Source organism: Candidatus Pantoea multigeneris (assembly GCF_011752615.1).
Taxonomy (GTDB): domain Bacteria; phylum Pseudomonadota; class Gammaproteobacteria; order Enterobacterales; family Enterobacteriaceae; genus Pantoea; species Pantoea multigeneris.
Genome location: NZ_VWXF01000001.1, coordinates 1,013,917 through 1,035,804, shown reverse-complemented (window position 1 = coordinate 1,035,804; position 21,888 = coordinate 1,013,917). Strand labels below are relative to the sequence as shown.

The 21,888-nt window shown below is 54.7% G+C and carries 21 protein-coding genes and 6 tRNA genes; 8 read left to right on the top strand and 19 right to left on the bottom strand.

Going from position 1 to position 21,888, the window contains the following annotated elements:
• Positions 1 to 219: a DUF3820 family protein gene (locus tag F3J40_RS04825; protein WP_017347683.1), complete on the top strand. Its 219-nt coding sequence runs from the start codon at positions 1 to 3 to the stop codon at positions 217 to 219.
• On the opposite strand, the gene F3J40_RS04820 is transcribed toward F3J40_RS04825, so the two are convergent.
• Positions 220 to 1,230 carry a bile acid:sodium symporter family protein gene (locus F3J40_RS04820; protein WP_167012777.1) on the bottom strand — a complete coding sequence of 337 codons (1,011 nt, stop codon included), beginning with the start codon at positions 1,228 to 1,230 and terminating at the stop codon, positions 220 to 222.
• A 96-nt stretch (positions 1,231 to 1,326) separates the two neighbouring features.
• Here F3J40_RS04820 and F3J40_RS04815 point away from each other — a divergent pair, with 96 nt between their 5' ends.
• Positions 1,327 to 2,247: a LysR family transcriptional regulator gene (locus tag F3J40_RS04815; RefSeq protein ID WP_167012776.1), complete on the top strand. Its 921-nt coding sequence runs from the start codon at positions 1,327 to 1,329 to the stop codon at positions 2,245 to 2,247.
• Between the two features lie 51 nt (positions 2,248 to 2,298).
• Here F3J40_RS04815 and F3J40_RS04810 read toward each other — a convergent pair whose 3' ends face one another.
• From F3J40_RS04810 to F3J40_RS04790, 5 genes are all read right to left on the bottom strand, one after another.
• Positions 2,299 to 2,646, bottom strand: coding sequence for a FlxA-like family protein (locus F3J40_RS04810; RefSeq protein WP_167012775.1), 348 nt, complete (start codon positions 2,644 to 2,646; stop codon positions 2,299 to 2,301).
• A 174-nt stretch (positions 2,647 to 2,820) separates the two neighbouring features.
• Positions 2,821 to 2,896 (bottom strand) — tRNA-Lys (locus tag F3J40_RS04805).
• Between the two features lie 4 nt (positions 2,897 to 2,900).
• Positions 2,901 to 2,976 (bottom strand) — tRNA-Val (locus F3J40_RS04800).
• 42 nt (positions 2,977 to 3,018) lie between these two features.
• Positions 3,019 to 3,094: transfer RNA gene (locus F3J40_RS04795), tRNA-Val, on the bottom strand.
• 43 nt (positions 3,095 to 3,137) lie between these two features.
• Positions 3,138 to 3,213, bottom strand: a tRNA-Val gene (locus tag F3J40_RS04790).
• A gap of 272 nt (positions 3,214 to 3,485) precedes the next feature.
• Between F3J40_RS04790 and gltX the strand changes: the two genes are divergently transcribed.
• Complete coding sequence (gene gltX, locus F3J40_RS04785; protein ID WP_167012774.1) at positions 3,486 to 4,901, top strand: glutamate--tRNA ligase; 1,416 nt, start codon at positions 3,486 to 3,488, stop codon at positions 4,899 to 4,901.
• 34 nt (positions 4,902 to 4,935) lie between these two features.
• On the opposite strand, the gene F3J40_RS04780 is transcribed toward gltX, so the two are convergent.
• Positions 4,936 to 5,289, bottom strand: coding sequence for a YfeC-like transcriptional regulator (locus F3J40_RS04780; protein WP_017345328.1), 354 nt, complete (start codon positions 5,287 to 5,289; stop codon positions 4,936 to 4,938).
• A 113-nt stretch (positions 5,290 to 5,402) separates the two neighbouring features.
• Complete coding sequence (locus tag F3J40_RS04775) at positions 5,403 to 6,188, bottom strand: formate/nitrite transporter family protein (RefSeq protein WP_167012773.1); 786 nt, start codon at positions 6,186 to 6,188, stop codon at positions 5,403 to 5,405.
• A 306-nt stretch (positions 6,189 to 6,494) separates the two neighbouring features.
• Here F3J40_RS04775 and F3J40_RS04770 point away from each other — a divergent pair.
• Both F3J40_RS04770 and F3J40_RS04765 read left to right on the top strand, forming a co-directional pair.
• Positions 6,495 to 6,570 (top strand) — tRNA-Ala (locus F3J40_RS04770).
• Positions 6,571 to 6,612: 42 nt separating this feature from the next.
• Positions 6,613 to 6,688: transfer RNA gene (locus F3J40_RS04765), tRNA-Ala, on the top strand.
• Between the two features lie 125 nt (positions 6,689 to 6,813).
• On the opposite strand, the gene F3J40_RS04760 is transcribed toward F3J40_RS04765, so the two are convergent.
• From F3J40_RS04760 to F3J40_RS04720, 9 genes are all read right to left on the bottom strand, one after another.
• Positions 6,814 to 8,142 (bottom strand): NAD(P)/FAD-dependent oxidoreductase, encoded by a 1,329-nt coding sequence (locus F3J40_RS04760; RefSeq protein ID WP_167012772.1) that lies wholly within the window; start codon positions 8,140 to 8,142, stop codon positions 6,814 to 6,816.
• Between the two features lie 16 nt (positions 8,143 to 8,158).
• Positions 8,159 to 8,863: an SDR family NAD(P)-dependent oxidoreductase gene (locus F3J40_RS04755; RefSeq protein ID WP_167012771.1), complete on the bottom strand. Its 705-nt coding sequence runs from the start codon at positions 8,861 to 8,863 to the stop codon at positions 8,159 to 8,161.
• Positions 8,864 to 8,896: 33 nt separating this feature from the next.
• Entirely contained in the window at positions 8,897 to 9,106 is a 210-nt protein-coding gene (locus F3J40_RS04750) for an IclR family transcriptional regulator (protein WP_240155274.1), read from the bottom strand.
• Positions 9,107 to 9,253: 147 nt separating this feature from the next.
• Positions 9,254 to 9,640: a hypothetical protein gene (locus F3J40_RS04745; protein WP_167012770.1), complete on the bottom strand. Its 387-nt coding sequence runs from the start codon at positions 9,638 to 9,640 to the stop codon at positions 9,254 to 9,256.
• A gap of 463 nt (positions 9,641 to 10,103) precedes the next feature.
• Entirely contained in the window at positions 10,104 to 11,723 is a 1,620-nt protein-coding gene (locus tag F3J40_RS04740) for a rhodanese homology domain-containing protein (RefSeq protein WP_167012769.1), read from the bottom strand.
• The gene (locus tag F3J40_RS04735; protein ID WP_167012768.1) at positions 11,716 to 12,306 is read right to left on the bottom strand and encodes a cysteine dioxygenase family protein; all 591 of its coding nucleotides are present in this window, start codon (positions 12,304 to 12,306) and stop codon (positions 11,716 to 11,718) included. Before F3J40_RS04735 ends, F3J40_RS04740 begins: the two co-directional genes overlap by 8 nt.
• On the bottom strand, positions 12,299 to 13,282 hold the full coding sequence (locus F3J40_RS04730; RefSeq protein WP_017345341.1) for an ABC transporter substrate-binding protein: 984 nt from the start codon (positions 13,280 to 13,282) through the stop codon (positions 12,299 to 12,301). Before F3J40_RS04730 ends, F3J40_RS04735 begins: the two co-directional genes overlap by 8 nt.
• The gene (locus tag F3J40_RS04725) at positions 13,282 to 14,367 is read right to left on the bottom strand and encodes an LLM class flavin-dependent oxidoreductase (RefSeq protein ID WP_167012767.1); all 1,086 of its coding nucleotides are present in this window, start codon (positions 14,365 to 14,367) and stop codon (positions 13,282 to 13,284) included. The genes F3J40_RS04730 and F3J40_RS04725 overlap by 1 nt, the downstream gene beginning before the upstream one ends.
• A 196-nt stretch (positions 14,368 to 14,563) precedes the next feature.
• A complete protein-coding gene (locus F3J40_RS04720) occupies positions 14,564 to 15,751 on the bottom strand; it encodes a NupC/NupG family nucleoside CNT transporter (protein WP_167012766.1) in 1,188 nt (395 codons plus the stop codon).
• A 369-nt stretch (positions 15,752 to 16,120) separates the two neighbouring features.
• Here F3J40_RS04720 and F3J40_RS04715 point away from each other — a divergent pair, with 369 nt between their 5' ends.
• Positions 16,121 to 17,362 carry an Nramp family divalent metal transporter gene (locus tag F3J40_RS04715; RefSeq protein ID WP_167012765.1) on the top strand — a complete coding sequence of 414 codons (1,242 nt, stop codon included), beginning with the start codon at positions 16,121 to 16,123 and terminating at the stop codon, positions 17,360 to 17,362.
• A 59-nt stretch (positions 17,363 to 17,421) separates the two neighbouring features.
• Here the strand turns inward: F3J40_RS04715 and F3J40_RS04710 are convergent, their stop codons facing one another.
• Entirely contained in the window at positions 17,422 to 17,748 is a 327-nt protein-coding gene (locus F3J40_RS04710) for a DUF2502 domain-containing protein (RefSeq protein ID WP_167012764.1), read from the bottom strand.
• Between the two features lie 134 nt (positions 17,749 to 17,882).
• Positions 17,883 to 18,872 carry an L-glyceraldehyde 3-phosphate reductase gene (gene mgrA / locus F3J40_RS04705; RefSeq protein WP_167012763.1) on the bottom strand — a complete coding sequence of 330 codons (990 nt, stop codon included), beginning with the start codon at positions 18,870 to 18,872 and terminating at the stop codon, positions 17,883 to 17,885.
• A gap of 216 nt (positions 18,873 to 19,088) precedes the next feature.
• On the opposite strand from mgrA, the gene F3J40_RS04700 reads away from it, so the two are divergent.
• Both F3J40_RS04700 and glk read left to right on the top strand, forming a co-directional pair.
• Positions 19,089 to 20,741: an alpha-keto acid decarboxylase family protein gene (locus tag F3J40_RS04700; RefSeq protein WP_167012762.1), complete on the top strand. Its 1,653-nt coding sequence runs from the start codon at positions 19,089 to 19,091 to the stop codon at positions 20,739 to 20,741.
• 160 nt (positions 20,742 to 20,901) lie between these two features.
• Positions 20,902 to 21,867 (top strand): glucokinase, encoded by a 966-nt coding sequence (glk, locus tag F3J40_RS04695; protein WP_167012761.1) that lies wholly within the window; start codon positions 20,902 to 20,904, stop codon positions 21,865 to 21,867.
• Positions 21,868 to 21,888: the final 21 nt, after the last annotated feature.

Sequence of the window (21,888 nt, the reverse complement as noted above, 5' to 3'; positions counted from 1 at the left end):
GTGGAGAAACAGCATCTGGTTGAAATCGCCAATACGGCGATGCCGTTTGGTAAATACAAAGGTCGGATGCTGATCGATCTGCCGGAACCCTATCTGCTGTGGTTCGCACGCGGGGGAGAGTTTCCCGCAGGGCATTTAGGGGAGTTGCTCCAGTTGACGCTGGCCATCAAAATTGAAGGACTTGAGGGGCTGGTAAAGCCCCTCAAGCGACAGCCTTAATTACTTCTGTGATTCCATCACACGCGGCGCGGCTTCTTTCTGCGCCTGTTTTTCACCGGCAGCTTTATAGCGCCCGGCAATGTAAGAGCAGACCATCAGCTGAACCTGGTGGAAGATCATCAGCGGCAGCAAGATAATCCCGATGGTGCTGGCAGGGAACAGGATATTCGCCATTGGCACCCCGTTCGCCAGGCTCTTTTTCGAGCCACAGAACAGCACGACGATCTCATCGGCGCGTTTAAAGCCAAACACGCGCGATGCAACGATGTTGATCAGCAGCGCGACAGCCAGAATGATCAGGCACCCGAGTAAGATCCAGCCAAACGTCGCCAGCCCCACTTTATGCCAGATGCCGTTAACCACCGCCTCACTAAACGCCGAGTAGACCACCAGCAGAATCGACGCCTGGTCAGTTTTACCAATCAGGCTACGGTGTTTCTCTACCCATGCGCCAATCCAGCGGCGTGAGATATGACCAATCACGAACGGCACCAGCAGTTGCAGCATGATTTTGCCAATCTGCTCAAGGCCGTTACCCGGCATTTCGCTGTGTACATTCATGACCAGGTTCACCAGCATTGGCGAAATAAATACACCCAGCAGGCTTGAGGCGGAGGCTGCACACACGGCGGCTGCGACGTTACCGCCTGCCAGCGAAGTAAAGGCAATGGATGACTGTACCGTGCCTGGCAAGATACACAGGTAAATAAAGCCGGTGTAGAGGTCTGGGCTAATATTCAGCGGATGCCACCAGACAAACAGCAGACCCAGAATCGGGAAGAGAATAAAGGTGCTGGTCATGATCCACAGGTGCAGTCTCCAGTGGCTACTACCCGCAATGATTTTTTCCCGCGAGAGTTTAGCGCCATGCATAAAGAACAGCAGGGCAATCGCCGCGGTGGTGAGGTATTGGAAGAAATCGACAAAGCCGCCTTTAGCAGGGATAAAGGTAGCAAGCAGTAAGGTGATGATGAGTTTAACCATCATCGGATCAATTCTAAGGAAGCCCATTGTTACAATCCGGTTAACTTTATGACGGTGCTGATTGTGCAGGAGCTGGCTTTAGAAATAAAATTGATTTATTGCATCAATCTATGAGTATTTTCGATGAATTACACGTTACGTCAGATACGCACGTTTATTGCGGTGGCGCGCTACGGTGGTTTTAGCCAGGCGGGGCAGGCGATTGGTCTGAGCCAGTCGGCGGTGAGCCACAGTATTAAAGAGCTGGAGGCGGAGATTGGCGTACGGCTGCTGGACCGCACGACGCGTGAGGTGATGTTAACCGAAGCCGGTCAACAACTGGCGTCACGGATGGAAAGGCTGTTAGAGGAGATGCAAACCGCACTGCTGGATATTCGCAGCTACGGAGAGCAGCGCAGCGGCACTGTGCGGGTAGCGGCGAGCCAGACCATTTCTGCGCATTTAATGCCGCAGTGTCTGGCGGCCAGTCAGGTACGGTTTCCCGATATCCGGGTTATTTTGCACGACCGCGTACAGCAGTGGGTGTTGCAAAGCGTACGCAATGCCGAAGTGGATTTCGGCATTGTGATTGGGCCACTCGCCGACGCTGATTTTGACTCCGCGCCCATTCTTGACGATCCCTTTTTACTGCTGTGTCGTGAGGATGACGAATTAGCCAGCGTCAAAGAGGCGCGTTGGTCGATGTTGAATGGCCGCACCATGGTGTTGCAGGATTATGCTTCAGGCAGCCGTATTTTGGTGGATGCAGCCATGCAGCAACAGCAGGTGATGGTGGATGTGGTACAGGAGATTGGGCATCCTGCTACCTTACCGCCGATGGTGGAAGCGGGGATTGGCGTCAGTATTTTACCTGCGCTAGCGCTGCCATTGCCGGCGGGTAATGCGCTGTGCGTCCGGCGCATTTATCCTGAGGTCATGCGATCTCTGGTGTTAATTAAGCGCAAGAACCGTTCGCTGACGCCAGCCGCGGAAGCCATCTGGCAGGAAGTCCGCCTGCAGGCACAGTTGCTGACCGAGCAGCGTCTGCGCGCTCCGGCTTTTTAATCTTCACGGTATTAAAGAAAAACAGCCCCACTGAATCAGTGGGGCTCAGATTCAGACGTAAACGTTGATCTGGTTGGTGGCGGTTGGGCGATTGACGCCATCCGCCTTGATTTCACTGGTTTGTTGGCTGGTTGGCGTTGTCGGCTGGGCCTTCTGCTCCTGCTGTTGTTCCAGTTGTGCAATCTGCGCTTCGATCATTTCGATTTGCGACTGCAACATCTCCTGCTCTTCCGCTTTCTGCTCATCGGTGAGGCTGTCATCGTTTGCCAGGTCGTTTAACTGCTTAGTAACCGACTGTACCTGTTTATTCAGGCTGGCAATTTGTGAACTCACATCACCGCCGCCACTGCTGCTACTGCTACTCATCGTACTGCTAACGGACCCAGAAATAGTGGTCATGGTTTTCTCCTTGTAAAAGCTCACAAGGGTTATCGGTGAGTTTCCCAGCGGGCTTGAGGTCATGGAGTGTTAAGATTTGGAAAAGTCAGGCGGCTGGCGGAAAAGTTGCAACAGGTAGAGCGTTACGTAAACCGCAGAAACGAAAAAAGCGCCTAAAGGCGCTTTTCTCTGAATTGGTGGGTCGTGCAGGATTCGAACCTGCGACCAATTGATTAAAAGTCAACTGCTCTACCGACTGAGCTAACGACCCGAAGTGGTGGGTGATGACGGACTCGAACCGCCGACCCCCTCCGTGTAAAGGAGAAGCTCTACCAACTGAGCTAATCACCCACTTCGGTACTTCTTTAACAAGAGTGTCATTCGACTAAGATATGGTGGGTGATGACGGACTCGAACCGCCGACCCCCTCCGTGTAAAGGAGAAGCTCTACCAACTGAGCTAATCACCCATACTTATATCTCTTGTTCCACTGCGGCTCATCTCTTAAAAGATGGTGGGTGATGACGGACTCGAACCGCCGACCCCCTCCGTGTAAAGGAGAAGCTCTACCAACTGAGCTAATCACCCCCGCTGTGTGGAGTCGCATTATAGGGATAGTTCGAAGTGAGTCAACGCTTTTTAAAACATAATTTTTCGTTCGCTCTAATTTTAGTCATCTTGCGGGCCTTTTAGGCAAAATGCCTGTTTTCATAGCATAAAAGCTCGCAATAACTGGCGCTAGCGCCTGTAGCAATGATTGAGGAATCACTAACAGATGCTAGAATGAGCCCACTATTTTCGCGACTTAACCCGTTTATTGTCATCCAGACAACAAACCCGCGCATTAAAGGCACTGCTGAATGAAAATCAAAACTCGCTTCGCGCCAAGCCCGACTGGCTATCTCCACGTTGGTGGTGCACGTACTGCACTTTACTCCTGGCTTTATGCGCGTCACCTGAAAGGTGAATTTGTCCTGCGTATTGAAGACACCGACCTGGAACGTTCCACCCCAGAAGCTATTGAAGCGATCATGGATGGCATGAACTGGCTCAACCTGCAGTGGGATGAAGGCCCGTACTATCAGACGAAGCGCTTTGACCGTTACAACGCGGTGATTGATGAAATGCTGGAAGCGGGCACCGCCTATAAATGCTACTGCTCCAAAGAGCGTCTGGAAAAGCTGCGCGAAACGCAGATGGAAAATGGCGAAAAGCCACGCTATGACGGCCACTGCCGTGACAGCCATGAACACCATGCCGCCGATGAACCGCACGTGGTGCGTTTCCGCAATCCGCTGGACGGATCGGTGATCTTTGACGATCAGATCCGTGGCCCGATCGAATTCAGCAACCTCGAACTGGATGATCTGATCATCCGTCGTACCGACGGCTCCCCAACGTATAACTTCTGCGTAGTGGTGGATGACTGGGATATGGGGATCACCCATGTTATCCGTGGCGAAGATCACATCAACAACACCCCGCGTCAGATCAACATCCTGAAGGCGATCGGTGCGGAAGTGCCAACGTATGCGCACGTCTCGATGATCCTCGGCGATGACAGCAAAAAGCTCTCCAAGCGCCACGGTGCGGTAGGCGTAATGCAGTACCGTGATGATGGCTATTTGCCGGAAGCCCTGCTGAACTATCTGGTCCGTCTGGGCTGGTCACACGGCGATCAGGAAATCTTCAGCGTGCAGGAAATGGAAGAGCTGTTTACCCTGGAAGCGGTCAGCAAATCGGCCAGCGCATTCAACACCGAAAAACTGCAGTGGCTGAATCACCACTACATCAATTCGATGGCACCGGAATATGTTGCGACGCACCTGCAGTGGCACATTGAACAGCAGAAAATCGATACCCGTACCGGTCCTGAGCTGGCAAAACTGGTTACGCTGCTGGGCGAACGTTGCAAAACGCTGAAAGAGATGGCAGAAACCTGCCGCTACTTCTACGAAGATTTCGCTGAGTTTGATGCGGATGCGGCGAAAAAACACCTGCGTCCTGTGGCACGTCAGCCGCTGGAAGTGGTACGTGACAAACTGGCCGCTATCAGCGACTGGACCGCAGAAAATGTGCACCACGCGATTCAGGCGACAGCGGATGAGCTGGAAGTGGGCATGGGCAAAGTTGGGATGCCACTGCGCGTTGCCGTTACCGGTGCTGGACAATCCCCGGCGCTGGACGTGACAGTAGAAGCCATCGGCCGCAGCCGTAGCGTCGCGCGTATTGAACAAGCATTAGCGTGGATTAGCGCACGCGAAGCACAGGCATAAAAAACAGGGCCGGAAGCTTCTGCTTCCGGCTCATTTATTCTTCGCTGATACCTAACCGCACTAACAATCCTTGAATCCCCTCACGAAGCAGTAACGCAGTTAGCTGATCTTGCTCAGGAATTGTCATTTGCTGCACAGAACTTAATAATAACGCAGGTAACGAGTTCTGTTGGGCATTGTAAGTCGCACTCGGTTCATTAAGATTTCGCGTTGACTGGATAAAACCCCTGACACGCTCATCAATGTGGATCAGACGCGCCTTACCACCTTGAACACCGGGTTTCGGCGTAGTGGTCCAGTTTTCCCGCTTAATCCACTTGTTCACCGTTTGCCGACTGTAGCCCGTTTCTTGCGCGAGCTCTTCCGGGGTTAGCCATTCCTTATTCACGATGATTTCCCTGTTAAATACATTAGTTCTACATATTACAACAAAACGTAACTTGTAGAAGTAATCAGTGAATAAAATGCCCTCAGATATTGATCGAGGGCAAAGAATGGGAATTATGCCTGATCCTGTGTCAGGCCAGATGAACGGAAGGCCATGTGGTAGGCGAGGCCAACAAACACCGCGCCACCCACGGTATTACCGAGGAAAACAGCAATAAAATTAGGCAGATACTCAGCCCATGACATCTGGCCGGCAAAAATCGCGGCAGGAATAATGAACATATTGGCAACCACGTGTTGAAAACCAATCGCCACGAAGGCCATTACCGGGAACCAGATGCCCAGCACTTTCCCCACCATATCTTTGCTGGCGATTGCCAGCCAGACGCCGAGACACACCAGCCAGTTACAGCCGATGCCGGAGATGAAGGCATGGAAAAAGTCGGCTCCCGCTTTCGCATGGGCGACTGCCAGGGTCTTTTTCAGGTAATCGCCTTCTGTCATGCCCAGCATATGACCAAAGAACCAGGCTATCGCCAGGCTGCCGACAAAGTTTGCCAGGGTGACCCAAAACCAGTTACGTAACAGGCTAACGGCGCTGATACGACGGGCAAACCAGGCAAGGGGTAACAGCATCATATTGCCGGTCAGCAATTCACCTCCGGCCAGCGTGGTCAGTATCAGGCCAATGGGAAACACCGCCGCGCCCAGCAGGCCACTGAATGAACCCCATTCAGCAGGCAGTTGGTTAATAACGTGGAGATCCAGTAAAAAGCCTGTAGCGATGAAGGCTCCGGCCATAAAACCAAGGATCAATAAAGTAGAAACGGGCAGGCGACTCTTAGCAACGCCGGACTCTACGGCTATCTGCGCAATCGTTTGCGGGGTATGTAGCGACATAATCTCTCAACATCTTTTTTAGTAGTGGTAAACGCGGGTGGAATACACCCAGGGGAGGAAAAATCTTAAGCGCGACGATTTTACCTGGCTTTCCCTGTTACGCAATCGTCTTACTGGATGCCGTAGTGTTAGCGGGTGTTAACTGACTGAACGGGGAGGGTAAATTCAGGGGGGAGGGGTGAAAATAAATCTGTTCTTGCCGTCTTTTTCAGCGATCAAACCATTTATGACAATTTGCCGTTGACACTCTGAAAGGGGTTTCATATTATGCCGTCCGTCGAGGCAACTCGACAGTTTTTCAGGTTCGGGGGTATAGCTCAGCTGGGAGAGCGCTTGCATGGCATGCAAGAGGTCAGCGGTTCGATCCCGCTTATCTCCACCAAACTTTCTTCCCAAAAGTTTGACCTGAAAACATTCCAGATGTGGGGGTATAGCTCAGCTGGGAGAGCGCTTGCATGGCATGCAAGAGGTCAGCGGTTCGATCCCGCTTATCTCCACCAAATCACATTTCTACGCTTGTTATCATCCAGTGGTTTTGCTTACTGGATTTTTTTGCATCTTAAAATCTTACCTTTCTGTTGCACACTGCACAGCCCGTCACGCGCGCTGCACAGTGCGCCAAGGCTTAAAGCCAAAACTGCGCTTTAATCTTCTCGCCATCGCTGAAACGGCTCAACCTGAATGGATGTGCATCAACAGATGGCGTACGGTTTAACACCAAATCAGCCATAAGTTGACCCGCACCAGGCCCGATGCCGAAGCCGTGACCGGAAAAACCGGTGGCAACAAACAGCCCTGGCAGGCTCTCTACGGCAGAAATGACGGGAATGGCATCCGGCATGCTGTCGATCAAGCCGCCCCAGCTCTGGGCAATAGGGAGTGGTGTTAGCGCAGGCAGCAGTTTGCTGACGCGTTCGCGGATTTGCGGAATGATGTCAGATTCAACCTGCGGGTCCAGCACCCTGATGGCCTCATAAATGGAGTGTTTGTCGGCTTGTCCGGGTTTCCAGTGTAGAGCCTCCTCGAAAAGGCGAGCGCCAACGCGCAGTCTGATTGCCTTACGTTCATGCCAGAAGGCCGGCATAAACTGAGCACTGAACTTTAGCGCATCCAGCGTAATATCCGCCGTGCTGATGGCAGAACTGGCGACCGTCAATCCTCCATCCAGCCGTTTACGCATCGCCACACTGCCAAAACTGACGCACGGGCCAGGATCAAAATCCACCGGGTGGGTACGCACCACGCTGGATAACACTTTCAGCTGTGGCAGCGTGATGCCCAGCCCCTGCAACAGGATGCGAGACCAGGCACCGCCAGCCACCACCACCTGCTGGCAGCGGATGGCACCGTGTTCGGTTACCACCTCACTCACCTGACCGGCAGCCCGTTCAATGGTGCGTACTGCACAATGCTGTTGCAGGTTCAGGCCGAGTTCCATCGCCGCCTGCACCATGGCCGGGACGGCTTTTTGTGGCTCTGCCCGGCCATCCAGCGGGGTCAACATGCCGCCAAACGCCTCTCCCTGCAACTGCGGTAGCTGCTGACGTACCTGCTCGGGGGAGAGCAGATCGCTGTGGATACCATACTGTTGAGCCTCACGTACCCAGCTTTGATGCCGTTGGTGCTGTTCGGTATTACGTGCCGCATACAATATCCCGCAGCGACGGAAGCCGGTTTCGCGCTGCACCCGTTCATTCATGCCTTCCCACAATTGCATGCTGAGATTGATCAGCGGCAGCTCACGCAGATCGCGTCCGGTGCGGCGACACCAGCCCCAGTTGCGGCTTGACTGTTCCGCCGCGACCGTCCCTTTCTCCAACAGCACGGTACGGATCCCCTGTTGCACCAGTGACAGTGCTGTTGCCACGCCGATAATCCCGCCACCAATGACGACGACCTCTGCCGAAGTTGGAAACGTTGGCGAGGAGGGTACAACATCAACGCTGGGTCCCATTATGGTTTTCCTTGTCTCAGTAATTATCTTCTACGGTCCAGTTCACCGGGATTTCCGCGATGCTGGCGTTGTTTGGCAACTCCAGTACCGTGCGGATCAGATGTGCGAGATCTTCTGGTTGGGTCATTTTTTCTGCTGGCACTTCAGTCAGCGCCGTGCCCATATCGGTGGCGACAAAACCAGGGCAAATTGCGGTGCAGCGGATGCCGCTGTTATCGCCGATCTTGCGCAGGCTATGGGCTAATGCCAGCGCGGCATATTTACTCATGGCATACAGGGTCGAGTGTTCACCTTTGACGCGCTTACCCGAAAGGGAGGACATCATCACGATACGACCACTGCCGCTGGCTTGCAGATGCGGCCATGCCAGACGGCTCATGCGCATCGGCGACTTGACGTTGACGTTGAAGGTGCGGTCAAACTCTGCGTCGCTGGCTTCCAGTACCGACACCGGCAACATGATGCCTGCGTTGTGGATTAACGCGTCAATACGACCAAATTTTGCCAACGTAGCGTCAATCCATGCCTGTTCGGTGCTGGCATCCAGTGCATCAAAATGGCTCACCAACTGATTGTCGCCATCACTGATTTCCACCTCGGAAGGGGTACGACAGCCCAGGCTTACCGCCCAGCCATGTGCCAGTAAATTTGCTGCAATCGCTGCGCCAATTCCTCGACTTGCACCACTGAGCAAGGCAACTTTACGTGTACTTTTGGTCATGTGTTCACCTGCTCCTGTCCTGAGAAAATCTCGCTACAACGACGCTCTGAGCCGTGTATCGAGAGGGCTGATCAACGGCGCAATCGCCGCGACCTCTTGCTGTAGTAGCGTGACATAACGTTGTTGCACCTCTGCATTGAGGCGCGGGGAAAGAAAAGTCATCCCCAGTGAACCTACCACGCCCGCACCGGCAACGTGAATCGGTACGGCAATTCCTGCGATACCCGGGATTAGCTCACCCAATACACTTTAAAACACCTGCGGAATCATTCTGACAGAGGAAATAACAAAGCGCGAGACAGCCAATAGCCACGTCAGGCGAGCAATAAAAAAGCGGCATGAGCCGCTTTTTTTATTTGCCAGATCGGGTCTGCGTATCAGCAGAAATCACTATGCGGTGTGGCCGCTATACAGAGCCATGACGATTTTCGGCAGGATAAACATGGTAATGACATAGCTCACAAACCACATCCAGAACCAGAGTAATCCAACGCCGTTATGACGTTGACGTTTGAAAAGGTAGACCGGGAACAGGAAGAACCAGCCCCAGTGCGGCACATAAGCGTTAACAGAACGCAGGTATTTGCGATCGCTAACAAACAACGCTACCGCGAACCCGCATGAAATGATCGCACTAAAAAGCAGTGTGGTGGACAGCCCAATGAGGAAAGATACGGGGTTGAGCCCAATGCTTAAGAAGATCAGTATACGAGTGTTAATCACATTACGATTGCCATAGGGCTCAGCGGGTTGCTGGGTTGAAATTGCGTCTGACATACATGTTCCCTCATGAAAGTAGGTGAGTTGCGTCGAAAAAAACGTACAGAGCGACTGGCCCTGATTCTTACTGCCAGTGGCGTTAAAACAGGAGATGGACGCTAGCCTGTGCACGGTTACAGACAGTTTTAGCGCAGAGTCAATACGGGGTACTGGCTCAGGGAAAGTAGGTTTGATGACGGAACAAGAAGTTCGTCTCAGGCGACTAAAGCTACAGAACGGGTCTGGGATGTGAATCGGTAAACATCACTGTTAGCGGTAGAGCCGAAACCTGCCACCGGGAAACTCCTGTTATCCATTGGCGGCCATATGCTAACAAAATGTTTGTTGGATTGGCCAGGGCTTCAAACCGGACAACTGCACTTGTCCGTGGCTTCATCTATCAAGAGAAGACGAGGTTTTCTGTATCATTAAAAAAACGCAGCCCGATCCTATCCTGGCTGCGCGTTGGGAATCGCTTAGGTCACACCGTCGCGGCTTCCGCTTCTACCTGCAAGACATTGAAGCCGTGTGTGCCATCGCGGTCGAGTTGCGCCACTAAGCCAAATTCCCAGTCGAGATAGGCCTGCATCACTTCTGGCGAAATATCGGTCCCCTCATAAGGACGGCGATAGCGGTCGATAGCCGGAGATAACAACCGGCTGTCACCGCTCTCGGTCGGCAGTGCGGCTTCGCGCCAGGCGATATTCCCGCCCTGCAACAGGAACACCGGTTTGCCACTCAGGGCCGCGACCTGCTCTACGGCGTAACCGGCAAGCAAGCTACTGCCGCAAGTCAGGACGTAACGATCGGCCACCGGGAGCAGGGCCTGACCTTGCTGCTGCAAGGTTGAACGTAACAGCCAGGCCGCGCCAGGAATGTGACTCTTCAGGTGATTGGCATGGGTGGTGAAATCCAGTACCTGGGTATTGCCTGCTTGCAGCCATTCGGCCAACTGCTGTGGCGTCACCGGTTGGCTGGCCTGTTGCGCAGGGACTTGCGGTTTCCAGGGGCCGGAGGCGGTGAAATCAGCGGTACTGACAGACGTCAGCACGGCGACTTCCCAGCCGAGCTGTGCCAGCCATGAAGCGGCCATGTTGGCGCGAACGCCATCATCATCAACCAGTACGATACGCGCTCCGCGCACGCTGGCGTAGTGATCGGTTTCCTGAATTAACTGCCCACCGGGAACGTGACGACTGCCCGGCAAATGGCCTGCCGTGTACTCATCCGCTTCGCGCACATCAAACAGGTATGTGGTGCGATTGGCCTCTTGCTGCCATGCATGCAGTTGCGCCAGCGTAGCCTGCAACACGCCCGCTTGACGTGCCACATGGGCGGCGGCGTTAGCGGCCTGGCGCTGCGCGGTTTCACTGGTAGCAACGTATCGACGCGCCTGGCCGTGCTCGAGCTGTTGTCCTGCCAGTGTCCAGCCAATCGTACCGTTGCGCAGGGCATACACCGGATTGCGTACCCCCGCATTCACCAGTGACTGCGTGCCAATAATGCTGCGGGTGCGTCCGGCGCAGTTAACGATGACGGTGGTCTCCGGTGACGGGGCAATATCCCGCACGCGCAGTACCAACTCACCGCCTGGAACGCTGAGGCTGCCGGGAATATTCATGGTCTGGTATTCGTCAAAACGGCGCGCATCAAGCACCACAACGTCGGCTTTGGCCTGCAACAAGGCCTGAACCTCTTCAGCAGGCAGGGAAGGGGTGTGATTATGATGTTCAACCAGCTCACCAAAGGCTTTGCTCGGTGAATTCACATCAATAAACAGTTCACCACCGGCAGCTTGCCAGCCTGCTAAATCATCCTGCAACAGCGTGATGTTGCTATAACCCAACGCCGCTACGCGTGAGGCAGCGGCAGCGGCCAGACCCTCGCCGTTGTCGTACAGCGTAATCGCGGTATCAAGGCGTGGGATCCGGTCCAGCCACTCCAGCTCCAGCTTGGAGAGTGGAATATTGACGGCAAACAGCGGATGCCCCTGGGCATAGAGCGCTTCATCACGCACATCGACCAGGGCGATCTCCTGACGTTGTTGCAGTGCATGAATGATGTCTGCGGCGCTACGCGGTGAAAAGTGTTGTTCAGCCATGTGAAAGATCCCAGATGTTAGGAAGAGTGCGGTTGCTGTAACCGGAGATAAAGGTTTTTTCACTGCCGTCAGGACGGTAGACGGCGCATTGCACGGCACCAATATTGGCCCCGTAAACGTGAATACTGATGGAAACCCGATCGGAGAAAGCGTTGCTGACGCGATGAATATCCCCCACTTGCGGTGATACTGCCTCAATCTGACCGGGTTCAAGCCGTACCGGAAGCCCCTGTTCGGCCAATCCGTGTGACTGTAGCTGGTAAGACTGCGAAACTTCTGCGCCACGCAGCATACCGATCAATCCCCAGACGCGATGGTCGTGAATGGGCGTCTGCTGTCCTGGCCCCCAGACGAAACTCACGACGGAGAAACGCTGTTGGGCATCGGCGAACAGCAGGTATTGCTGATAATGCTCGGGATGGGGTTGCGCGTACGCCTCATCCAGCCAGTCATCATTGAGCAGCAGTGGGCGCAGCAGTTCGCTGCCTTGCTCCAGTAACTGTGCTTCATCCGGGTGTTGATCGACCAGGTTTGCCAGTTGGGTGACAAAATCGCGCAGACGATGATGCTGTAATTCACTCATGATGTTGCTCCAGCCAGGTTTTGGCTACCGCATTGGCACCCGCCGACAGTGAGAAATCAAACGCCGGGGTGACATCAATTGCCTGCGGCAGCACCTGATAGCGGTGGAAAAAGTCGGCCGATTTTTGCAGCGACGGGATCAGGCTGCGATCAAAAATGACCGGACGGATCTGAGCGTCCGCGATCCAGCTCTGGGTGATCGCGGTTGGCATGCTCAGCGTCTTCGCGAGCACTTCCGCAAACTGCTGTGGATGTTGCTGCGCCCAGATCTGTGCTTTGGCCAGGCGGGTGAGCAGATCGGCAATCGCCTGACGTTTTTGTGGATCGGCCAGTGCTTCATTGCGTGCTAACGCGTAGGAGTAACCGGACATAATCCCACGGCCACCACCACCCGGCACGCGCACCGTGCCATCGACGTGGGTTGAAGTGGCAATATAAGGTTCCCACGGTGCCCAGGCGGCAACCGAACCGGCGCTCAGCGCGGCGCGGCCATCTACCGGATTGAGAAAACGCAGCGTCACATCGCCGGGTTTCAGACCGGCTTTCTCTAATAAGCCCAGCAGCAGGTAGTGGCCCCAGCCACCGCGGTTCACCGCAATCTGTTTGCCTTTCAAATCTTGCAGTGAATGCACCCCGCTGTCCGGGCGCGTTAACAGTGCAATGCTATCTGGGTTGTTTTGCCAGGCGCCCACCGCTTTTACGGGCGCGCCCGCGGCATAGACAAACAGAAAAGGCAGATCGCCGGTGAAGCCAACGTCCAGCGCGCCGGCATTCAGCGCCTCTTGCACGGGTGCCCCGGAGTCAAAGGCTGTGAGCTTGAGATCGTAGGGAAGATTGTTCAGTTCGCCCGAAGCCTTAAGGGCAGCAAAACGGTCGCCTTTTACATCGCCGAGGCGCAGCGTAACCTGCGATGCCGCCAGCGCTGAATTGAGGCTTAGTGCCAGGGTGAGTCCGGCAAACAGTGCAGCCAGACGCATCAGGCACTCCTTTTTTGGCTATCGATAGCCGCGACTTTCTCGCGCAGCAGGGGGATCAGCTCCCGGCCATACTCCACGGCATCATTCAGCGGATCGAAACCACGAATTAACACGCTGTCGATACCAAGGCGATAGTAATCCAGCAGGGCTTCGGAAACCTGATCGGCAGTGCCGACCAGCGCAGTAGAGTTGTAGCCGCCGCCCACCAGTTTCGCGATGCCCGTCCACAAGGCTTTATCCAGACGTTCACCTTCATTAACGGCATTCATCAGACGCTGTGCGCCAACGCTTTGGGGTTTGAGCGACCCGAAGTTATGGCCGCCTTTTGGCAACTGCTGCGCCGCCAGTTCGCGGATATGTTCGGCCCGTTCCCAGGCTTCTTTCTCTGTCGCGGCCACAATCGGGCGGAAAGAGATGTTGAACTTGATGTTACGACCTTGCTCTGCCGCTGCGGCACGTACCGTGCGAACCGTCTCCGCTGCACCTTTTAGAGGTTCACCCCACAGGGCAAACACATCGGCATGACGAGCCGCGACATCGATCGCTTCTGCGGAGGAGCCACCGAAGTAAATGGGCAGCTTATTTTGCAGGGGTTTAATGGCCGAGAAAGCCTGTTCCGCCTGGTAGTAAGTGCCCTGATGGTCGTACGGTTGGGTAGACTCAAGGCTTTGACGCAAGACGGTAAGGAACTCATCCGAGCGCGCGTAGCGTTGCGCTTTATTGAGGTAGTCGCCATCGCGCCGTTGCTCGCTGTCGCTGCCACCACTGATGATGTGTACCGCCAGGCGACCATCGGTCAGGTGATCGAGCGAGGCCAGTTTGCGTGCGGCCAGCGTGGGAGAGACGAAGCCGGGGCGGTGCGCGAGCAGGAATTTCAACGTAGTGGTATTGGCCGCTGCGTGGGCCGTCACCAAAAAGCCATCCGGTTGATCGGACCAGTAACCCACCAGAATGCGATCAAAACCGGCGGCCTCATGGGCGCGGGAAAATTGCGTGATGTAGTGCTTATCAAACAGTGGGCCGCTGGCGGGAATGATCTCTGAGGCGAGACGGTGGCCAATCATGCCTAAAATCTGGATGCTCATGGGGTTCTCCTGGAATCAGTTTCTGCAAAGAAACTAAGGGGCAGGAGCCCTCTAACGGAAATTCGTTATTGTGCAAAGGATATGCGGCAAACAGCGAAACCCTTGATGGTGGGCGCTACGGCGTTTCGTGAGGGATATAACGTCTGGGAATAGGTTAGAACAGGCCTGCCGCAGGGCGCGGCAGGCACAGAACGGTTTATGCGAGGACTAAACCAGCAATAGCCGCCGACAGCACGCTGACCAGCGTTGAGCCGTACAGCAGTTTCAGACCAAAGCGAGAAACCACGTTGCCTTGTTCTTCGTGCAGGCCTTTCACCGCCCCGGCGATGATACCAATAGAAGAGAAGTTGGCGAATGACACCAGGAACACCGACAGAATACCTTCTGACTGTGGTGACAACTGGCTAGCCACTTTTTGCAGGTCCATCATCGCCACAAACTCGTTGGAAACCAGTTTGGTCGCCATGATACTGCCCACCTGCAACGCTTCGTGTGCTGGCACACCCAACACCCAGGCAAACGGGAAGAACACATAGCCCAGCACGCCCTGGAAGCTGATGCCGAAAATAGTGTCAAACAGCGCGTTCAGGCCAGAGATCAGCGCGATAAAGCCAATCAGCATAGCAGCAACAATGATGGCAACTTTGAAACCGGCAAGGATGTATTCACCCAGCATCTCAAAGAAGCTCTGATTTTTATGCAGATCTTGCAGCTGCAAATCTTCTTCATTCTCAACGCGATAAGGGTTGATCAGCGACAGCACAATAAAGGTACTGAACATGTTGAGGATCAGCGCGGCAACCACGTATTTTGGCTGTAGCATGGTCATGTAGGCGCCGACGATAGACATCGAAACGGTCGACATCGCCGTTGCTGACAGCGTGTACATCCGGTTTTGCGACATTTTGCCGAGGATATCTTTATACGCGATGAAGTTCTCTGACTGTCCCAAAATCAGTGAACTGACGGCGTTGAAAGATTCCAGTTTGCCCATGCCATTGATCTTCGACAGCACAGTTCCGATGCCTCGGATGACCAAAGGCAAAATGCGGAAATGCTGCAAAATACCGATCAGCGCGGAAACAAAGATGATAGGGCACAAAACATTGAGGAAGAAGAAGGCTAAGCCTTTCTCGTTCATGCCACCAAACACGAAGTTGGTTCCCTCAGCGGCGTATTTCAGCAGATGATCAAAGACCCCGGCGAACCCTTTGACGAAGCCAAGGCCGGCTTCTGAGTTCAGGAAGAACCAGGCCAGCAGAACTTCAATCACCAGCAGTTGTACAATGAAGCGAATGCGAATGCTGCGGCGGTCATGGCTGACCAGCAGTGCCAGCACCCCGACCACTACCAATGCCAGTAGAAAGTGAAAAATATGGGACATATAGGCTCCAAATTTGAGGAGGGTTGTATTTTGCTGCGTATTCTATGTAACGCGTTGCGTAAAAACGAGATCTAAACCGCATTATAAGCAATCAATATCGACATATTTTCAGATTAGCTTGCAGCCTCACAATTCGCTTACATTTTGTTCACCAGCCATAACCACAAAGTTATTGTTTATAAAAACGCCAACGAGTAGAGTGAACCTAAATGCTCACTTTTTGTCAGAGTTATACTGTGCTATACAATATAGCAATTGCTATACTTCTTAGCAGAATCTATCACAACGATAATCACGACCGAATGGCCATCATGGCAACCCCCTTTTAAGCTGGAGGGGTTAACGGGTGTTGATACAGGGTTACGCTATATGTCAGAAAGTCGCACCGTCGAGCGCGCCGCTCGCGGAGCCAGAAAAATTAAACTCGCACTGCTCGGGCCCGCATTTATTGCGGCTATTGGCTATATCGATCCCGGCAACTTTGCGACAAACATTCAGGCCGGGGCCGCTTACGGTTACAAGCTGCTGTGGGTGGTGGTATGGGCCAATGTGATGGCGATGCTGATCCAGCTGATGTCTGCCAAGCTGGGCATTGCGACAGGTAAAAACCTCGCGGAGCACATCCGCGACCGTTTCCCGCGTCCGGCGGTATGGTTCTATTGGGTGCAGGCGGAAATCATCGCCATGGCCACGGATCTCGCGGAGTTTATCGGTGCAGCGCTGGGCTTCAAACTTCTGCTGGGCATCTCCTTAATGCAAGGTGCGGTGCTCACCGGGATTGCGACCTATCTGATCTTAATGCTGCAAAACCGTGGGCAAAAACCGCTGGAACTGGTGATAGGCGGCATGCTGCTGTTTGTCGCCGCGGCTTATGTGGTCGAGATGTTCTTCTCCCAGCCAAAAATCAGTGAGCTGGTGCAGGGTATGGCGCTGCCTTCATTGCCGACCTCAGATGCGGTATTCCTGGCTGCGGGGGTTTTGGGCGCGACCATTATGCCGCATGTGATTTATCTGCACTCGGCGCTGACCCAGTCCGGTGGTAAAGAGAATAAGGCTCAGCGCTACTCTTCAACCAAGCTGGACGTCGCGATTGCGATGACCATTGCGGGTTTCGTTAACCTGGCGATGATGGCAACGGCGGCGGCGGCCTTCCACTTCAGTGGCCACTCAGGTATTGCTGAGCTGGATCAGGCTTATCTGACGCTGACGCCACTGTTGGGCCACGCCGCTGCGACGGTATTTGGCTTAAGTCTGGTGGCGGCGGGCCTCTCTTCTACCGTGGTGGGCACCCTGGCAGGGCAGGTGGTGATGCAGGGCTTTATTCACTTCCATATTCCGCTGTGGCTGCGTCGCACTATTACCATGCTGCCATCGTTTATCGTTATCTGGGCAGGCTGGGACCCGACGCGTATTCTGGTGATGAGCCAGGTGTTGCTGAGTTTTGGTATTGCGCTGGCGCTGGTTCCGCTGCTGTCGTTTACCGGCAATCGCGAAATCATGGGGCCAGAACTGGTGAACTCCCGTCTGATGCAAAACGCGGGTCGCCTGATTGTGCTGCTGGTGGTTGCGCTGAATCTCTACCTGTTAGTGGGTGAAGCGCTCGGCCTCTGAGCGCGAAGAGCAGAGAAAAAAACGGGCTGTGCAGGTTATCTGCACAGCCCGTTGTGTTATTACCAGCGTGGCGGCGGTGGGGGTGGACCATGATGCCAGCGTCCATGATCGTGACGGCGATGATCGCGTTCCCAGGCCTGATGACGACGCCACTCTTCATGACGCCACCAGCGGTTTTCACCGTAGCGATAGTTATTGTGCCACCAGCGCGCATCACGCCAGCGGCCGCCGTCCCAGTAATCACCACGTGGATTACGGTCGCCTAAATGCAGCGATACGCCGGGAGCCAGTTGGATATAAGCGCCGTTAGCTTGAGCTGTGTGTACCGCCAGCGGCGATAACGTTAAAGCTGCCAGTACAGCAGCAAACAACATCTGACGTTTCATTGCTTCTCCTTTCGGTGGCTTATGTGCGCCACCGTCCGGTTATTCTGCTCTTTGCCACAATAAAAGCGTTAAGAATGCTGCTAAAAAGCGTAAGGAGCGTCTCATTTGAGACTATTCCGTAGCAGGTTAAACGCTTACACCAGCACCGCTTCTATCGCTGCTAACTCCGCCTCGGAAAATTCAGCCTGCTGCAACATCTCCACGGCATCATCAATCTGTGCGGTCTTACTGGCGCCAATCAATACGGAGGTCACGCGGCTATCACGCAGGACCCATTGCAGCGCCAGTTGCGCCAGCTTCTGTCCACGTTGCTGCGCAATCTCATTGAGCTGACGCACCTTCGCCATTTTCTCGCTGGTTAACTGGTCTTCGCGCAGGAACTGGCTGCCACTGGCCGCGCGTGAATCTTCTGGAATGCCTTGCAGATAGCGGTCGGTTAAGACGCCGCCCGCCAGTGGAGAAAAGGCGATACAGCCGACGCCATTGTTGCCTAGCGTCTCCAGCAGGCCCTGTTCCGGCGTGCGTTCAAACAGCGAATAGCGCGGCTGATGGATCAAACAAGGTGTGCCCAGACTGCGCAGAATCGCTATCGCTTCGGCCGCCAGGTCAGCAGGGTAGTTGGAGATCGCCGCGTACAGCGCTTTACCCTGGCGCACCACATGGTCCAGCGCCTGCATGGTCTCTTCCAGCGGTGTATTCGGATCGGGACGGTGATGGTAAAAAATATCTACATAGTCGAGCCCCATCCGCTTCAGGCTCTGATCAAGGCTGGAAATCAGGTATTTACGCGATCCCCAGTCGCCGTATGGCCCTGGCCACATGGTGTAACCCGCCTTGGTGGAGATAATCAGCTCATCGCGGAACGGGCGAAAATCCTGGTGCAGAATACGGCCAAAGTTCTCTTCTGCTGAACCCGGAGGCGGGCCGTAGTTATTCGCCAGGTCGAAATGGGTGATACCGCGATCAAAAGCGTGTCGCAGCAGATCCCGGCTGTTGTCGACGCGGGTTGCATCGCCAAAGTTATGCCACAGGCCAAGGGAAATTGCGGGTAACTGCAAGCCGCTGCGTCCGCTGCGACGATAGATCATCTGCTGATAACGTTCGGGGTGAGGCGTATAGGTCATTGCGCATACCTGTAACTAAAGGATTAAGAACAGCAAAGCGTAGCAGTGTATACGTTTACACAGCACGGCAACGCGCGGCGGATCGCAACTTCCAGAATATTCCCGCGCCGTAACGCCAGCTTGCCACTGACGGGCTAACAGAATAGCCCATGAATTCGCCGGGCGATGGGCATCAGTAATACTTGATCTAAGCCCGCGAAAATAAAGGAGTGGCAAATGAAAACCTTCACCGTGGCAGACTACCTCCTACAGCGCTTACAGGAAGCTGGCATTGCACATTTGTTTGGCGTGCCTGGCGACTACAATCTGGAATTTCTCGATCATGTGATTGACCACCCTGAGATCACCTGGGTGGGATGTGCCAACGAACTGAATGCAGCCTATGCGGCGGATGGCTATGGACGCAGCCACGGTGCGGCCGCGTTGTTAACCACTTTTGGTGTGGGCGAACTGAGCGCCATCAATGGCGTTGCGGGCAGCTATGCCGAGTATGTCCCGGTCTTGCATATTGTGGGTGCGCCCGCCACGGAAGTGCAGCAACGTGGCGATTGTGTCCACCATTCGCTGGGCGACGGCGATTTTCAGCACTTTCACCGCATGGCGCGCGAAGTCAGTGTGGCGCATGCCGTCGTGACGGCAAAACATGCGGCGCAGGAGATTGACCACGTCATGACGCAGATGCTGCGCCAGCGTCGACCTGGCTATCTTCAACTGGCTGTGGACGTCGCGCGTACGCCGATTGATCCGCCGCGCCAGCCGCTATTCACCGCCGCAGTCAGCGATGAAAAGGCACTTGTCGCGTTTGCTAATGCAGCAGAGCGCCTGTTGGCACCGGCCAGACGTGTCGCCCTGCTGGCGGACTTTTTGGCCGATCGCTGGCAGGTGGCAGCCCAGTTGGCAACGCTGCGCCAAATCCGTCCGATCCCTTGTGCCACGCTGTTGATGGGCAAAGGTGTGCTGGATGAACAACAGCCGGGCTACTTGGGGACTTATGCCGCCGCTGCCAGCGACAGTCGCATTCAGGCGGCGATTGAGCAGGCCGATGTCACTTTACTGGTGGGTGTGCGTTTCACCGACACCCTTACCGCTGGTTTTACCCAGCAGTTTGCGCCTGCGGGGTTAATTGAGCTGCAACCTGAACACGCTAAGGTGGCGGGAGACCTGTTTGCCTCGGTCGCAATGGCGGATGCTTTACGTATTCTGGAAAAACTGTTCCGTCAGTATGGACGTCACTGGCAGGCGGGGCTTTCGTCGTTGCCTCCGGCGGAAGTGGAAGAGGGCGGCGCGATTACGCAACGCAACTTCTGGCGCATGCTGCAACGCTACCTGAAACCCGGCGATTTAATCGTTGCTGATCAGGGCACTGCGGCGTTTGGCGCAGCCGTCTTGCAACTGCCAGAAAAAGCACAGTTGATGGTTCAGCCACTGTGGGGTTCTATAGGTTATACTCTTCCGGCGGCATTTGGCGCGCTCACGGCAGATCCTGAGCGGCGTCTGATTTTGGTGATTGGCGATGGCTCAGCCCAACTGACCATTCAGGAACTGGGATCGATGCAGCGTGATGGGCAGCGGCCCGTGATCCTCCTGCTGAACAATGACGGCTACAGCGTTGAGCGCGCCATTCATGGGCCAACGCAGCGGTACAATGATATCAGCAACTGGAACTGGACCGCGCTACCCCACGCCCTGAGCCAAACCTGCCAGGCACAGAGTTGGTGTGTGACCGAAGCGGTGCAGTTAGAAGAGGTGCTATTCAGGCTGAGTCAGCCGGATGTGCTGTCTCTGGTTGAAGTGGTGCTAGCAAAAGAGGATATCCCGCCGCTGCTGCGTAAAGTGACGGATGCGCTGCATCAGCGTAACAGTTGCTGAGTTTCAGATACTTGCCGCTGTGCGTCGGCAGCCAAGCCCGGTAGGCTATGTCTTATGTGTTTTCGGCGCTCACCTTTCGCACTGGTGGGCGTTGTTGTTTTCATGGCAGGATTTTATAGTGTCCTCCAACTATTCAGGACCCAAGCGGAGCTAGAGAAGAATGAATAAATACGCCCTGGTCGGCGATGTCGGCGGCACCAACGCGCGCCTCGCCCTGTGTGAGGTGGAGAACGGTGCCCTCTCTCAGGCCAAAACATTCTCAACGTCAGACTATGACAGCCTTCAGGCCGTTATCCGCCAGTATCTTGATGAGCAAAAACAGGATATTAATCAGGGTTGCATCGCCATTGCCTGCCCGATTACCGAAGACTGGGTTGAGATGACCAACCACGATTGGGCCTTCTCCACCAAAGCGATGAAAGAGGCTTTGGGCTTTGAGACGCTGGAAATCATCAACGATTTCACCGCTGTATCCATGGCGATCCCGATGCTGTCTGAAAGCGACGTGATCCAGTTTGGTGGCGAAGCGCCAGTGAAAGACAAACCGATTGCCGTTTACGGTGCCGGGACGGGCCTTGGGGTGAGTCATCTGGTGCATGTGGATCAGCGCTGGGTGAGCCTGCCAGGTGAAGGCGGCCATGTGGATTTCGCACCGAACAGCGAAGAAGAGGATCAGATCCTGGAAGTGCTGCGTCAGGAGATGGGGCATGTTTCCGCTGAGCGTGTGCTCTCTGGTGCCGGTCTGGTAAACCTCTACCGTGCGATTGTGAAATCAGACAAGCGTGAGCCGGAAGCCCTGAAACCGCGTGATGTTTCTGAACGTGCGCTGGCCGACAGCTGCATAGATTGCCGCCGTGCGCTCTCCCTGTTCTGCGTCATCATGGGCCGCTTTGGCGGTAACCTGGCGCTGAATCTCGGGACATTTGGCGGGGTGTATATCGCAGGCGGTATCGTTCCGCGCTTCCTGGAGTTCTTTAAGGCGTCTGGCTTCCGTGCGGCCTTTGAAGACAAAGGCCGTTTCCATGACTACGTTAAATCGATTCCGGTTTATATGATCACCCACGATCAACCTGGCCTGCTCGGCTCGGGTGCGCACCTGCGTCAGGTGCTGGGGAAAGTGTTGTAATTTTTACGGTGAGCGGCCCAG